This is a genomic window from Phycicoccus avicenniae (assembly GCF_018139485.1).
Taxonomy (GTDB): Bacteria; Actinomycetota; Actinomycetes; order Actinomycetales; family Dermatophilaceae; genus Phycicoccus; species Phycicoccus avicenniae.
In genome coordinates this window covers 266,215-279,587 of the sequence record NZ_JAGSNF010000003.1, presented here as the reverse complement: position 1 = coordinate 279,587, position 13,373 = coordinate 266,215, and the positions used below count along the sequence as shown (strand labels likewise).

Annotated in this window: 14 protein-coding genes; 7 read left to right on the top strand and 7 right to left on the bottom strand. The window is 74.0% G+C overall.

Annotated elements, in window-relative coordinates; genetic code table 11:
* From KC207_RS03300 to kdd, 3 genes are all read right to left on the bottom strand, one after another.
* Positions 1–813 carry an ABC transporter permease gene (locus KC207_RS03300; RefSeq protein ID WP_211601467.1) on the bottom strand — a complete coding sequence of 271 codons (813 nt, stop codon included), beginning with the start codon at positions 811–813 and terminating at the stop codon, positions 1–3.
* A complete protein-coding gene (locus KC207_RS03295) occupies positions 810–1,706 on the bottom strand; it encodes an ABC transporter ATP-binding protein (protein WP_211601466.1) in 897 nt (298 codons plus the stop codon). The genes KC207_RS03300 and KC207_RS03295 overlap by 4 nt, the downstream gene beginning before the upstream one ends.
* Before the next feature lie 132 nt (positions 1,707–1,838).
* Positions 1,839–2,891 (bottom strand): L-erythro-3,5-diaminohexanoate dehydrogenase, encoded by a 1,053-nt coding sequence (kdd, locus tag KC207_RS03290; protein WP_211601465.1) that lies wholly within the window; start codon positions 2,889–2,891, stop codon positions 1,839–1,841.
* Positions 2,892–2,978: 87 nt separating this feature from the next.
* Between kdd and KC207_RS03285 the strand changes: the two genes are divergently transcribed.
* Both KC207_RS03285 and ybaK read left to right on the top strand, forming a co-directional pair.
* Positions 2,979–4,421: a KamA family radical SAM protein gene (locus KC207_RS03285; RefSeq protein ID WP_211601464.1), complete on the top strand. Its 1,443-nt coding sequence runs from the start codon at positions 2,979–2,981 to the stop codon at positions 4,419–4,421.
* Between the two features lie 19 nt (positions 4,422–4,440).
* The gene (ybaK, locus tag KC207_RS03280; RefSeq protein WP_211601463.1) at positions 4,441–4,926 is read left to right on the top strand and encodes a Cys-tRNA(Pro) deacylase; all 486 of its coding nucleotides are present in this window, start codon (positions 4,441–4,443) and stop codon (positions 4,924–4,926) included.
* Here ybaK and KC207_RS03275 read toward each other — a convergent pair.
* The gene (locus KC207_RS03275) at positions 4,923–5,501 is read right to left on the bottom strand and encodes a helix-turn-helix domain-containing protein (protein ID WP_211601462.1); all 579 of its coding nucleotides are present in this window, start codon (positions 5,499–5,501) and stop codon (positions 4,923–4,925) included. The genes ybaK and KC207_RS03275 overlap by 4 nt on opposite strands.
* Before the next feature lie 47 nt (positions 5,502–5,548).
* Between KC207_RS03275 and KC207_RS03270 the strand changes: the two genes are divergently transcribed.
* Both KC207_RS03270 and KC207_RS03265 read left to right on the top strand, forming a co-directional pair.
* On the top strand, positions 5,549–6,526 hold the full coding sequence (locus KC207_RS03270) for an NAD(P)/FAD-dependent oxidoreductase (protein ID WP_211601461.1): 978 nt from the start codon (positions 5,549–5,551) through the stop codon (positions 6,524–6,526).
* Positions 6,527–6,571: 45 nt separating this feature from the next.
* On the top strand, positions 6,572–7,690 hold the full coding sequence (locus KC207_RS03265; RefSeq protein WP_211601460.1) for a DUF1015 family protein: 1,119 nt from the start codon (positions 6,572–6,574) through the stop codon (positions 7,688–7,690).
* A 19-nt stretch (positions 7,691–7,709) separates the two neighbouring features.
* On the opposite strand, the gene KC207_RS03260 is transcribed toward KC207_RS03265, so the two are convergent.
* Positions 7,710–8,132: an Lrp/AsnC family transcriptional regulator gene (locus KC207_RS03260; RefSeq protein ID WP_211601459.1), complete on the bottom strand. Its 423-nt coding sequence runs from the start codon at positions 8,130–8,132 to the stop codon at positions 7,710–7,712.
* Positions 8,133–8,246: 114 nt separating this feature from the next.
* Between KC207_RS03260 and KC207_RS03255 the strand changes: the two genes are divergently transcribed.
* Together KC207_RS03255 and KC207_RS03250 are read left to right on the top strand one after the other, a co-directional pair.
* Complete coding sequence (locus KC207_RS03255) at positions 8,247–8,615, top strand: nitroreductase/quinone reductase family protein (protein WP_211601458.1); 369 nt, start codon at positions 8,247–8,249, stop codon at positions 8,613–8,615.
* 21 nt (positions 8,616–8,636) lie between these two features.
* Entirely contained in the window at positions 8,637–9,581 is a 945-nt protein-coding gene (locus KC207_RS03250) for a 5'-3' exonuclease (RefSeq protein ID WP_211601457.1), read from the top strand.
* Here KC207_RS03250 and KC207_RS03245 read toward each other — a convergent pair.
* A complete protein-coding gene (locus KC207_RS03245) occupies positions 9,559–9,972 on the bottom strand; it encodes a helix-turn-helix domain-containing protein (RefSeq protein ID WP_211601456.1) in 414 nt (137 codons plus the stop codon). The genes KC207_RS03250 and KC207_RS03245 overlap by 23 nt on opposite strands.
* 111 nt (positions 9,973–10,083) lie before the next feature.
* Here KC207_RS03245 and KC207_RS03240 point away from each other — a divergent pair, with 111 nt between their 5' ends.
* A complete protein-coding gene (locus KC207_RS03240) occupies positions 10,084–10,491 on the top strand; it encodes a VOC family protein (RefSeq protein WP_211601455.1) in 408 nt (135 codons plus the stop codon).
* Between the two features lie 23 nt (positions 10,492–10,514).
* Here the strand turns inward: KC207_RS03240 and KC207_RS03235 are convergent, their stop codons facing one another.
* Positions 10,515–13,358 (bottom strand): DEAD/DEAH box helicase, encoded by a 2,844-nt coding sequence (locus tag KC207_RS03235; RefSeq protein WP_211601454.1) that lies wholly within the window; start codon positions 13,356–13,358, stop codon positions 10,515–10,517.
* Positions 13,359–13,373: the final 15 nt, after the last annotated feature.

The following is a 13,373-nucleotide window of genomic DNA, read 5'->3' as shown; positions in this document are numbered from 1 at the left end:
TCATCGTGCGGGACGACGGTACGCCACCGCGGCCACGGCGCCGGCCACGACGGCGAAGCCGAGCAGGTACGCGGCGTGCCCGATCGAGCCGGTCGCGGCCCCGCCCTCCAGCGGGCCGAGGGCCAGCCGGGAGAGGTGGTAGGTCGGCAGGAACTGCGCGACGGACCCCATCCAGCCCGGCAGCATCTCGAGCGGGAACCACAGGCCCCCCGCGATCGCCATCGGGATGACGAACGCGTTGAGGACGGCCGTCGTCGCGTTGCCCGAGGCCCGGGCGCCGACGGCGAGGCCGATGAGGGCGAAGGGCAGACTGCCGACGAGGAGTGCCGCGAGCAGCAGGAGCCACTGGCCGACGCCGATCCGGAGCACCCCGAGTGCCGCGGCCGTCGCGGTCATCGCCCCGAGGATCCCCACGCAGTAGGGCAGGGTCGCGACGACCTTGGCGAGCAGGGTCAGGGGGACGGGCACCGGGGACACCTTGACGACGTCGAGCCACCCGCGCTCCCGCTCCTCGGCCAGACCGATCCCCGGGGTGAGCATCGTCGCACCGAGGACCCCGTAGGCACCGAACGTCGCGAGCATCGTCGTCCCGACCGGGAGGCCACCGACCCCGGCCGTCTCGCCGCCGAACATCGCGCTGAAGAAGGCGAAGAAGGCGACGGGCATGAGGACGCTGAAGAACAGGGCCGCGGGTTCGCGGTAGACCTGCTTCAGCTCGTCCCTGACCTCGGCGCCGAGCAGCGCGAGCGTGGAGGGTGCACGGGTGGCGGTGGCCGCTGTGGCGGCCGTGACGGGAGTGTCGACGGTGGTCATGCGCTCATCCGATCGGTCGCGGCCATGACGGCCTCCTCGAGACTGGCGGCCTCCACGCGGAGGTCGTGGGCGGTGGGGTCGTCGTGCAGGACCCTGCGGACGACGGCCTCGGGGCTCGTCGTGACGACGACGAGACGGCCCGCGGTCTCCTCGACCCGCAGGACGCCGGGCAGGTCGCGGACGACGGCCGCCGGGAGGGCCGTGCGCACGGACACCGTGCGGTCGGCGAGGCGGCCGGTGAGGGAGGCCGGGGACTCGTCGGCGACCACGCGCCCTCCGGCGATGACGCTCACCCGGTCGGCGACGGCCCCCGCCTCCTCGACGATGTGCGTCGTGAGCAGCACCGCCATGCCGGCGTCCCGCCGGGCCGTCAGGTTGCGCCAGAAGTCGCGCCGGGCGGCGGCGTCCAGGCCCTCGGTCGGCTCGTCGAGGACGAGCAGGGCCGGGTCGGCGACGAGGGCCCGGGCGAGCTGGAGCCGACGCCGCTGCCCTCCGGAGAGCTTGCCGCTGCGCCGACGGGCGAGGTCGTCCAGGCCCACCTCCTCGAGGACACCGGCGGCCCGCCCGCGCGGGACACCCGAGCGGACCGCCGCGCCCTCGACGAGCTCGCGGACCGTGAGGTGCCGCGGGAAGGCGGTGTCCTGGAGGACGGCGCCGAGCCGCAGACGGGTCCGGGCCGACGTCGGGTCGCCGCCGCAGACCCGCACCGTGCCCCGGTCCGGGACCCGCAGCCCCGTCACCATGCCGATGAGGGTCGTCTTCCCGGCGCCGTTGGGACCCAGGAGGGCGACGTACTCGCCGGGGTCGACCCGCAGCGAGACGTCGTCGAGGGCCGGTGCGTCGGCGCCGGCGAAGCGGAAGGTGACGCCGACGGCGTCGAGGGACGGGTGCACGGGGACTCCGGTGGGTCGGGCCACCCCGGGGGCGGCGGGCTGTCGATGGCCCCACTGTGGTGCGGCCCGGCACGGCCCGGTAGCGACGACCGTCACCCGTCGCGGGTGACAAACGTCAGGGCCGCCGCGGGCTCAGTCCTCCGCGAGCCGCGCCTCGAACAGGGCCCGGACGGCGTCGGACCCGCGGAGCAGGTCGAGGGCGTACTCGGCGTGCCCGGGGACGTAGCCGTTGCCGACGAGCATCCGCACGTCGGCCGCGAGCCCCTCGGCCCCGAGCGCCGCGGCCGCGAAGCTCGTCGCCATCGAGAAGTACACGATGGTGCCGCCCTGCGCCGTGGCGAGCACCGCGGGCTGCTCGCAGCCCGGGACGTCGACGCACACGACGGTGACGTCGGCAGGGCCCCCCGCGGCCGTCACCGCCTCGGCGAGCCCGAGCGGTGACCGTGCGTCGGCGACGACGACGTCCGCGAGCCCGGTGCCACGCAGCGTCTCGGCCTCGGCCTCGGTCGGGACGACCCCGATCCGGAGCCCGGCCCCGGAGGCGGCGGCCGCGGCGAGGGACAGCGACCCGGACTTGCCGGCGGCGCCGAGGACCGCGACCGTCGGGGCGCTCCCGCGCTCGAGGTGCTCGCGCACGACCCGCGAGACGAGCGCCGGCGCCCCGCACACGTCCATGACCATGAGGGCGAGGTCGGGCGAGAGGTCCTCCGGGAGCCGCGCGGCGATGGACCGGCCGAAGAGCACGGCGGTCCCCTGCGCCGGCACCCGCTCGGACCGTCCGTCCCACCGCTCGAGACCGTCGGTGAGGACGAGCGGTGTGAGCGAGAGCGACACGAGCGTCGCGACCCGGTCCCCGACCGCGAGCCCGAGCGGCGACTCCGGGCCGACCTCGGCGACCGTCCCGACGAGCATCCCGCCCGACCCCGTGACCGGGTTCTGCATCTTGCCGCGCGCCGCGACGATGTCGAGCACCTCGGCACGCACCGCGACTCCGTCGCCGCCGTGCTTCTCCGTGAGCTGGCGGAAGGACGCGGCGTCGAGGTTGAGGGTCTCGACGTCGATGCGCACCTCGTTGGGCCACAGGTCCGGACCGGCGTCGAGGACGGCGGCGGCCTGCGGCAGCGAGGCTCCCGCGGGCTCGATCACCCGGTGCAGGCCGACGGGTGAGCTGGGCGTGGTGCGCACGAAATCCTCCTTGTCCGGCGACGCGCCGCAGGAGTTCTTGCGGCCTGGACGTGTCGTAAGCGTGGCTCGTCCCGTATCGTGCCACGTATGACGACCATCGAGCAGCCCTACGTCTACCGGCGCCAGCCGCTCGTCGAGCCGGACTGGACCCGGCTCCCCGGGTGGCGCGACGTGACCTCCGCCGACTGGGAGAGTGCCCAGTGGCAGCGCGCCCACTGCGTGAAGAACGTCGGGCAGCTGCGGGCCGTCATGGGCGACCTCCTCGAGGACCGCTTCTACGCCGACCTCGAGCGCGACCAGGCCGAGCGGGCGACGATGTCGATGCTCCTGCCACCGCAGATGCTCAACACGATGGTCCCGTCGACCGACGGCGACGTGCCGTCCGCGGGTGCCGCGTACACCGAGGCGTTCTACGCCGACCCGGTGCGCCGCTACATGCTCCCCGTCTTCTCCGACCGGCGCACCGACTGGCCGAGCCACCCGTTCGCCGCACGCGACAGCCTGCACGAGCACGACATGTGGGCCGTCGAGGGCCTGACCCACCGGTACCCGACGAAGGTGCTCGCCGAGCTGCTCCCGACGTGCCCCCAGTACTGCGGCCACTGCACCCGGATGGACCTCGTCGGCAACTCCACCCCGCAGGTCGTCAAGCTCAAGCTCGCCGGCAAGCCCGTCGACCGCCACGAGGCGATGCTCGACTACCTGCGGCGCACCCCCGGCGTGCGGGACGTCGTCGTCTCCGGCGGTGACGTCGCGAACATGCCGTGGAAGGGCCTGGAGTCCTTCCTCGACCGGCTGCTCGACGTCGAGAACGTCCGCGACGTCCGGCTCGCGACGAAGGCGCTCATGGGGCTGCCGCAGCACTGGCTGCAGCCCGACGTCGTCGAGGGCGTCGGCCGGGTGTCGGCCAAGGCCCGCTCCCGCGGCGTCTCGCTCGCCATCCACACGCACGTCAACGCGGCGCAGTCGGTCACCCCGCTCGTCGCCGACGCCGCCCGGGCCATGCTCGAGGCCGGCGTGCGCGACGTCCGCAACCAGGGCGTCCTCATGCGGGGTGTCAACGACTCGTCCGAGGCGCTGCTCGACCTCTGCTTCGCCCTGCAGGACGGCGCGACCATCACGCCGTACTACTTCTACATGTGCGACATGATCCCGTTCTCCGAGCACTGGCGGCTCTCGCTCGCCGAGGCCCAGGAGCTGCAGCACGACATCATGGGCTACCTGCCCGGCTTCGCGACGCCGCGCATCGTCTGCGACGTCCCGTTCGTCGGCAAGCGCTGGGTGCACCAGGTGCACAGCTACGAGACGACCACCGGGATGTCCTACTGGCGGAAGAACTACCGCACCTCGATCGAGGGTGACGACACCGAGGCGCTCTCGCGCGAGTACGTCTACTACGACCCGATCTACACCCTCGCCGAGGAGGGGCAGGACTGGTGGCGCCGCAACACGGACCTCGACGCCGCGCACGAGGCCGCCCTCGCCGGGGCCGGTGCGAGCCGGGCCGCCTCCGCTGCCGACCTCGCTTGAGGCCCGTAGCCTGGTCCGCATGGCCCGTCGCGCGCCGTCCGGCACCCCCGCGACCGTCGCGCTCACCGATGCCGGGGTCGCGTTCACCCAGCACCCGTACGAGCACGACCCGGCCGCGCCGTCCTACGGGCTCGAGGCGGCTGCCGTGCTGGGCCAGCCGCCGGAGCAGGTCTTCAAGACGCTGCTCGTCGACACCGGCGACGGCCTCGCGGTCGGCGTCGTCCCCGTCGCGGGGTCGCTCGACCTCAAGGGGATGGCGGCGGCGCTGGGGGTGAAGAAGGTGACGATGGCGCGCCCTGAGGACGCCGAGCGATCGACCGGCTACGTCGTCGGCGGGATCTCCCCCGTCGGGCAGAAGCGTCCGCTGCCGACCGTCGTCGACGAGACCGCCGAGCTGTACGACGTCGTCTACGTCTCGGGGGGACGGCGCGGCCTCGACCTCGGCCTCGCCCCCGCCGACCTGCTGCGGGTCACCGGCGCGACCGTCGCCGACATCGCTCGCTAGGAGCGCGCCTGCTTCGGGCGGGCCCGGACGTGCATCCGCTCCCCCTGCGGGCCCATGATGCTCAGTAGCTCGACGGGGCGGTCGTCCGCGCAGCCGAACCAGTGCGGCGTGCGGGTGTCGAACTCCGCGACCTCGCCGACCCCGAGGACGACGTCGTGCTCCGCGAGGACGAGCCGCAGCCGGCCGTCGAGGACGTAGATCCAGTCGTAGCCCTCGTGGCTGCGGGGGTCGGGCTCGCGGCCGTCGGGACGGAGCACCATCTTGAACGAGCGGGGACCGCCGACCCGTCGGGTCAGCGGGATGACCGTGGCGTACGCGTGGTCGACCGGCCGCAGGTGGACGCGGGGGTCCGCGGAGTCCGGCGCGTCGACGAGCTCGTCGAGCGTCACCCGGTAGACGCGGGCGAGCGGCACGAGGTGCTCGAGCGTGGCCCCACGCTTGCCCGACTCCAGCCGGGAGAGGGTGCTCACGGAGACCCCGCTGTCCCGGGCGACCTCCGCGAGGGTGAGCCGCCGCCGGGTCCGCAGGTCGCGCAGCCGATGCCCCACGGCGAGCGGGTCGAGGTTTGCCGTCATGGCAACGGAGTTTGCCACGTCGGTCGGCGGCGCCGCACGCTCGAACCATGAGCACCCCCACCTCCCCCACGTCGTCCGTGACCGATGCGTCCCCGACCGTCGACGTCCTCGTCGTCGGAGGCGGCGCCGCCGGGCTGTCCGCCGCGACCGTCCTCGCCCGATCCCGCCGCTCGGTCCTCGTCCTCGACGCCGCCGAGCCCCGCAACGCCCCCGCCGACGGGGTCCACGGCTTCCTCGGCCACGACGGCGTCCCCCCGCTCGAGCTCCTGGCCCGCGGCCGCGCCGAGCTCGAGTCCTACGGCGGTCGCGTCGTGACCGCCGAGGCCGTCTCGGCGACCACGGACGACGACGCCGTCACCGTGAGGACGGCAGCGGGCGACGTCCATCGGGCCCGGCACCTCGTCGTGACCACCGGAGCGGTCGACCGGCTGCCGGAGGTCGACGGCCTGGCCCGGCACTGGGGGCGCGGGGTCGTCCACTGCCCCTACTGCCACGGTTGGGAGGTGCGCGACCAGCGCGTCGTCGTCCTCGCGGCGAGCCCGGCGGCCATGCACCAGGTCGGCCTCTTCGGGCAGCTCACCGACCGGCTGGCGGTTCTCGCCCACGACGCCGACGCCCTCGACGACGCGGCCCGCGACCGGCTGGCCCGCCTCGACGTCCCGGTCCACGAGGGACCCGCCACCGGGGTCGTCGAGTGCGACGGCACCCTGGTCGGGCTCGAGACGGCCGCCGGGGTCGTCCCGGCCGACGCCGTCGTCGTCGCCTCGTTCGTCGAGCCCCGCTCGGCCCTCCTCGACGGCCTCGGGCTCGCCGTGCTCGACCTCGAGATGGGCGGGACGGTCCTCGCCCGTCACGTCGAGGCGGACCCCGTCGGACGCACCGCCCTCCCCCGGGTCTGGGCCGCGGGGAACGTCGTCGACCCGATGAGCCAGGTCGTCCTCGCCGCGGGGGCCGGGATGCGCCTCGGGGCCGCGCTCAACGGCGTCCTCGTCGTGGAGGACCAGGAGACGCGGCTCGCCGGGTGACCGTGGTCGGTCGAGGACCGGCCCGGGTGTCCGTACGCTGTGCCGGTGACCGAGCCGCCCCCGATGACCTCCGGGTCCGTGCACCCCTTCGCGGCCTGGCTCGTCCGCCCCGACGCCGCGGCCGGCGAGGTGGCCGCGATGGCCGAGACCGCGGTGGCCGCCCGGTCCGGTCCTCGTCCGGTCCGGCCGGAGGCGTACGATGCGATGGCCCCCGCGGTGTACGTCTACCGGCAGCGCACCCCGGTCGCCGACCACGTCGGCATCGTCTGCGACATCACTCCCGAGGTCTTCGTCGCGGGCCGGGTCCTGCGCCACGAGGAGGTCCAGGCCGACCGCGTCGAGGCCCTCTCCCACTACCTCGAGTCGGTCCCGCAACGGGTCGACCTCGTGAGCACCATGCACCACGCCGGTCCGGTGGCCGAGCGGGCGGTCGCGGACGCCCTCGTCTCACCCCCACTGCTCGACGTCCCAGGGGCTGACGGGACGCAGCAGACGGTGTGGCAGGTACCCCCGGGCGCGAGCACCGAGGAGCTCTGCCGCGAGCTCGAGACGGGCCTGCACTACATCGCCGACGGGCACCACCGGGTCGCGGCCGCGCTCCGGGTGTGGGAGCGCTCCGGACGTGCGCCGGGTCATGGGGTCCTCTGCGCCGTCTACTCCCTCGGTGGTCTGCGGCTGGAGTCCTTCGACCGGTGGGTCCACGGTCCGCTCGACCCGCAGGCGTTCCTCACGCTCCTCGAACGCGACTTCGAGGTGCGCCCGGCGGCCGACGCCCGGGACGCCGCGCGCTCCGGGAGCGCCGTCTACCTCGGGGGCCGCTGGTACGGCGCGCGGTTCACCGGCGTGCGCCCGGGCGGCGCGGCAGGCCTGGACGTCTCCCTGCTGCACGCCCTCGTCCTGGACCACCTGCCGCCGGGGACGTCCGTCGAGCCGGTGCGTGAGCTCACCGACGTCCTCGTCGCGGCGTGCGACGCGGACGGCGGCGCCCTCGTCATCCCGCCCGCCCCCGGGCTCGCGGCGGTCACGGCCATCGCCGACGCCGGGGAGGTCGTGCCGGCCAAGAGCACCTTCTTCGCGCCGAAGCCGGCGTCCGGGATCTTCCTCCGGGCCCCTGCCGCGGTCGACGACCGGCGACGGGCCCTGGCCCACCCCGAGCGCGCCTGACCGGCCGCCCCGGCAGGTCTCACTCCCAGGGCGTGGAGAGCACCACCGTCGTCCGGGTCGAGACGTGCGCCGACCCCCGGATCCGCGCGATGAGCTCCTCGAGGTTCTGCGGGGTGGCCACCCGGATCTTGAGGATGTAGTTCTCGTCGCCGGCCACCGAGTGGCACTCCTCGATCTCGGGGATGTCGTGCAGCCGCTGCGGGATGTCGTCCGGCGCGGCGGGGTCGAGCGGGGTGACCGACATGAACGCCGTGAGCTCCCGCCCGAGCTCGCGGTGGTCGACCGTCGCCGTGTAGCCGGTGATGACCCCGCGCTCCTCGAGCCGGCGGACCCGCTGGTGGACGGCGGAGGTCGACATCCCGAGCGCCTTGCCCAGGTCGGTGTAGCTCATCCGGCCGTCCCCGGTGAGGAGGTCGACGATGCGGCGGTCGAGGTCTTCCACGCGGCCAGACTAGTGGGCGCCGCTCCCCCTCGGCAGCCGCCGATCCACGGGCCGGACGTCCGTACCTCGTCCTCGGCTTGACCTCAAGTGAACCTGAGGTGATGGGCTCCTTCCATGGATGTCACGACGTTGCCCGAGTCCGCCACCTGCGAGCTGACGACCCGGGGTCGCCGCAGCGGACGGGAGTCCCGGATCGAGATCTGGTACGTCGTCGCCGACGGCCGCCTCGTCATCACCGGGACCCCGGGCCGGCGGGACTGGCTCGCGAACCTGCGGGCCGACCCCCGCGCCCGGCTGCACCTGCGCGGCCGGGACGTCGACGTCGTCGCGCACGAGATCACCGACCCCGACGAGCGGCGGCACGTCGTCCGCGAGGTGTGGCGGGTCCAGCCCTGGTACTCGCGCCAGGCCTCCTCCATCGACGCCTGGGTCGCCCGCGCGCCGATCGTCGTGCTGCGCGAGGCCGACACCCGCGCGGCGTGAGCCTCCCCTAGGCTCGGCGCCATGCCGCGCGAGACGACCCGCCCGCAGAAGCTGCTGCTGCTCGACAGCGCCTCGCTGTACTTCCGCGCGTTCTACGGGGTGCCGGACCGGCGGGAATCCCCCGACGAGACCCCGACGAACGCCCTGCGCGGCTTCCTCGACATGATCGCGACGCTCGTCACCGCGCACCGGCCGACGCACCTCGTCGCGTGCTGGGACGACGACTGGCGACCGCAGTGGCGGGTCGACCTCGTGCCGACCTACAAGACCCACCGGCTCACCGACGGCTCGGACACCGCCGAGGAGAGCCCCGACGACCTCACCCCGCAGGTGCCGCTCATCCGTGACGTCCTCGCCGCCGTCGGGATCCCCCGGATCGGGGTGCCCGAGTGCGAGGCGGACGACGTCATCGGCACCCTGACGACGACGCACCACGGCGTCATGCCGGTCGACGTCGTCACCGGTGACCGCGACCTGCTCCAGCTCGTCGACGACGCCCACGAGGTCCGTGTCCTCTACACCGGCAAGGGCGGCGTCCGCGAGCCCGACGTCTTCACCGAGGCCGCCCTCGCCGAGAAGTACGGCGTGACCTCCGGCGAGGGCTACCTCGAGATGTCCGTCCTGCGGGGGGACACGAGTGACGGGTTGCCCGGCGTCAAGGGCATCGGCGACAAGACGGCCGCGACGCTCATCGCGCAGTACGGGTCGCTCGCCGCGCTGCGCGAGGCCGTCGACGGGGGCGACCCGGCCATCAAGGGCGCCCGGCGGACCAACCTCGAGGCGGTGGCGGACTACCTCGACGTCGCTCCCGACGTCGTCCGCGTGCGCCGGGACGCCGCCGTGCCCGACGTCGACGTCGCCATCCCGTCGGTCGTCGCCGACCGCATCGCCCTCGACGAGCTCGCCGCCCGGCACGGCATCGAGAACCCGGTGGGCCGGCTGCTCACCGCTCTCGGCCTCGACTGACCGGACGGGTCCAGCGCATCCGGAACGCCGTCGGGACGAACCCCGTCGCGGGGTCCGGTCCCCGGCGGTACTCGCTCGGCGGCACCCCGACGACGTCGGAGAAGGTCCGGCTGAAGGTGCCGAGGCTCGTGAACCCGACCGCCATGCAGACGTCCGTGACGGGGGTGTCCGTCGTCCGCAGCAGGGTCATCGCCCGCTCGATCCTGCGCCGCTGGAGGTAGCGGTGCGGCGTCTCGCCGAAGGCCGCCTTGAAGGCCCGGATGAAGTGCGCCCGCCCCATGAACGCCACGGCCGCCAGGGCGTCGACGTCGAGCGGCTCGGTGCTGTGCCGGTCGATCGTGTCGCGGGCCCGCAGCAGGCGGCGGTTCCGGTCCTCCTTCGCGGCGCTCACGGCGCCACGGTACGGCCCCGCGGTCCACGAACCGCACTTTCGGAGAAGCGGCCCGGCGCCGGCGGCCCTAGCGTCCTCCTCGTCACGATCCTTCGCTCCGAGAGGCACCCCATGCTCACCCGCAACAACATCTCCTCGATCTTCGTCCTCGACCAGGACGAGGCCCTGACGTTCTACACCGAGGTCCTCGGCCTCGAGGTGGACACCGACATGGACTTCGGCCCGATGCGCTGGCTCACGGTGCGCGTCCCCGGGGACCCGAAGTCGATCCTGCTCGAGCGTCCCGGGGTGCCCGCCCACGACGAGGCCACCGCCGAGCAGATCCGCTCGCTCGTCACGAAGGGCGCCGGGGGCGGCTGGCTCGCCTTCACCTGCGACGACGTCGAGGAGATGTACGCCCGCGTCGTCGCCGCCGGGGTGGACGTCACGCAGGAGGTCGTCGAGCAGCCCTACGGACGCGACTTCGCGATCCGGGACCCGTTCGGCAACCACATCCGCATCGGCGACATCCGCGAGTGACGGCCGCTGCCGGCCGCGCTCGCTCAGTCGAGCCGGTCGGCGGCGACGACACCGCGCCGCACGGCGTCGACGGCCTGCCGCGCGGTCCGGCGCAGCACCTGGTCGCTCGCGGCGTCCCCGACCTGGTCGAGCAGGTCGACGAGCTGCTTGCACCGCCGGACGAAGTCGCCCGCCGCGATGTCCTGGCCCCGCAGCACGTCCTCGAGCCGGCCGCCGGACGCCCAGCGGTGCACCATCCACGCCATCCCACCGTCCGGCATCGACGTCGTCGGCAGGTCGTGCTCGGTCTCCAGGTCGTGGATGTCCGACCAGTGCCGCTGCATCTCGTGGACGGCCTCGGCGACGTCCTCGGTGGGCATGCGGGGCTGGACGTCGGTCTCCTCGTGCCGCGGCTCGTGGACGAGCGCCGACACCGCGGCCGCGAGCCCGGGCGCGTCGAGCCGCTTCCACACCTCGTACCTGAGGCACTGCGCGGCAAGGAGGTCCTTCTCGGTGTAGAGCCGGCGCAGCCGCTCCCCCCGCTCGGTGACGACGGTGCCCCGCTCGTCGAGGTAGCCGAGGTCCTCGAGGGCGTCGCAGATCCGGTCGAACGTGCGGGCGACGGTGTTCGTCCGTCCCTCGACGCGGCGCTGCAGGCCCGTCGTCTCGCGCTTGAGCCGCCACCAGCGCTCGGCCCAGCGCGCGTGGTCCTCGCGCTTGGGGCACTGGTGGCACGGGTGGTCCTTCAGCTCGCGCCGGAGGTGGTCGACGAGGTCGGGCTCGGGGGCGGTGACGTCCGGGCGCCCCCGGCGCGACGGGGCGTCCTCGAGGCCGTGGGGCGTCGCCACCCGCAGCGCCACGGCGAGGTCGCGCCGGGACCTCGGGGACTTGGGGTTGAAGTGCTTCGGGACGGAGACCCGGGCCATCGCCTCGACCGGCTCGGGGACGTCGACGAGCGTCAGCCGCCGGAACTGCTTGTCCTCGGTGACGACGCCCGGACCGCTCGGTGAGCCCTTCGCGGTCCGCGCCGGCTGGACGACGACGGCCCATCCGGCCCGCCGTCCCGCGGGGATCCTGATGACGTCCCCCACCCTCAGCGCCTCGAGCGACACGGCGGCCTCCGCCCGCCGGGTGGCGGCCCGTCGCTTGCGGCCGTCCTTCTCGGCGTCGGCGAGCTCGCGGCGGATCCGCGCGTACTCACGGAAGTCGCCGAGGTCGCAGTGCATCGCCTCGGCGTACCCCGAGAGGCCCTCCTCGTTCTTGCGCAGCGTCGTCGCGATGCCGACGACCGCCCGGTCGGCCTGGAACTGGGCGAACGAGGTCTCGAGCAGCTCGCGGGTGGTCTCGCGGCCCACCTGGGCGACGAGGTTGACCGCCATGTTGTACGTCGGGCGGAAGCTCGAGCGCAGCGGGTAGGTGCGCGTCGTCGCGAGACCGCCGACGGCCATCGGGTCGGTCCCCCGGCTCCACTGGACGACGGCGTGGCCCTCGACGTCGATGCCGCGGCGTCCGGCCCGCCCGGTGAGCTGGGTGTACTCGGCGGGCGTGATGTCGACGTGGGCCTCGCCGTTGAACTTCACGAGCTTCTCGAGGACGACGGTGCGCGCGGGCATGTTGATGCCGAGGGCGAGGGTCTCGGTCGCGAAGACCGCGCGGATCCGTCCGTCGGTGAACAGCTCCTCGACGATCTCCCGGAACAGCGGCAGCATCCCGGCGTGGTGGGCGGCGAACCCACGGGTCAGCCCCTCGACGAAGTCCCAGTACCCGAGGACCCCGAGGTCCTCGTCCTCGAGCGCCTCGACGCGCTGCTCGACGTGCCGGCGGATGCGGTCGCCCTCGCGCTCGGTGACGAGGCGGGTGCCGGCCGCGAGGAGCTGGCCGACCGCCGCCTCGCAGCCGACCCGGCTGAAGATGAACGTGATCGCCGGGAGCAGGCCGTCGGCGTCGAGCTCGGCGACCATCTCGGCCCGGGACGCCCCTCCCCCGGGCCGGCTGCCCCGGGTGTAGCCGCGGGCCTGCTGCGGACCGTCCGAGAAGCCCTTGCCGGCGCGCCCGCCACGGGGACCGCCCTTGCCCCCACGTCCCCCGTGACCGCCACGACCTCCGCCCCGCCGGCCACCCGGCCCGCTCGACCGTCCCGTGTCCTGCTCGAAGCGGCCGCGCTGCTCGGCGCCCCGGATGGCGTGGAGCAGGTCGGGGTTCACCCGGTTGCCCGCGAAGAGGTCGAACATCGTCGTCCCGACGGTCATGTGCTGGAAGAGCGGGACCGGTCGGTGCTCGGACACGACGACGGCGTGGTTGCCGCGGACCTCGGCGAGCCAGTCGCCGAACTCCTCCGCGTTGCTCACCGTCGCGGACAGGGACACGACCTGCACCGACTCCGGGAGGTGGATGATGACCTCCTCCCAGACGGCGCCGCGGAACCGGTCGGCGAGGTAGTGCACCTCGTCCATGACGACGAAGCCGAGCCCGAGGAGCGTCGAGGACCCCGCGTACATCATGTTCCGCAGCACCTCGGTCGTCATGACGACGACCGGCGCCTCCCCGTTGACGGAGCTGTCGCCGGTGAGCAGCCCGACGTTCTCGGCGCCGTGCGTCGCCGCGAGGTCGTGGTACTTCTGGTTCGACAGCGCCTTGATCGGCGTCGTGTAGAACGCCTTGCGACCCGTTGCGAGGGCGAGCTGGACGGCGAACTCGCCGACGACCGTCTTGCCCGCGCCGGTCGGCGCCGCGACGAGGACCCCCTGACCGGCCTCGACCGCCTCGCACGCCTCGATCTGGAACGGGTCGAGCGGGAAGTCGAGCGCCGCGGTGAACCGGCCGAGCTCCGAGCGTTCCCGGCGGCTGCGGGCCTGGGCCGCGGCGTACCGCTCGGCGGGACTGGGCATGTCCTCAGGCTACGT

Excerpts from the sequence above, each read along its gene's own strand:
- KC207_RS03300 (WP_211601467.1), bottom strand. The coding sequence starts at position 813 with ATGACCACCGTCGACACTCCCGTCACGGCCGCCACAGCGGCCACCGCC.
- ybaK (WP_211601463.1), top strand. The coding sequence starts at position 4,441 with ATGGCCCGTCGCGCGCCGTCCGGCACCCCCGCGACCGTCGCGCTCACC.
- KC207_RS03250 (WP_211601457.1), top strand. The coding sequence starts at position 8,637 with ATGCCGCGCGAGACGACCCGCCCGCAGAAGCTGCTGCTGCTCGACAGC.
- KC207_RS03255 (WP_211601458.1), top strand. The coding sequence starts at position 8,247 with ATGGATGTCACGACGTTGCCCGAGTCCGCCACCTGCGAGCTGACGACC.
- KC207_RS03285 (WP_211601464.1), top strand. The coding sequence starts at position 2,979 with ATGACGACCATCGAGCAGCCCTACGTCTACCGGCGCCAGCCGCTCGTC.
- KC207_RS03240 (WP_211601455.1), top strand. The coding sequence starts at position 10,084 with ATGCTCACCCGCAACAACATCTCCTCGATCTTCGTCCTCGACCAGGAC.
- KC207_RS03235 (WP_211601454.1), bottom strand. The coding sequence starts at position 13,358 with ATGCCCAGTCCCGCCGAGCGGTACGCCGCGGCCCAGGCCCGCAGCCGC.
- KC207_RS03270 (WP_211601461.1), top strand. The coding sequence starts at position 5,549 with ATGAGCACCCCCACCTCCCCCACGTCGTCCGTGACCGATGCGTCCCCG.
- KC207_RS03275 (WP_211601462.1), bottom strand. The coding sequence starts at position 5,501 with ATGACGGCAAACCTCGACCCGCTCGCCGTGGGGCATCGGCTGCGCGAC.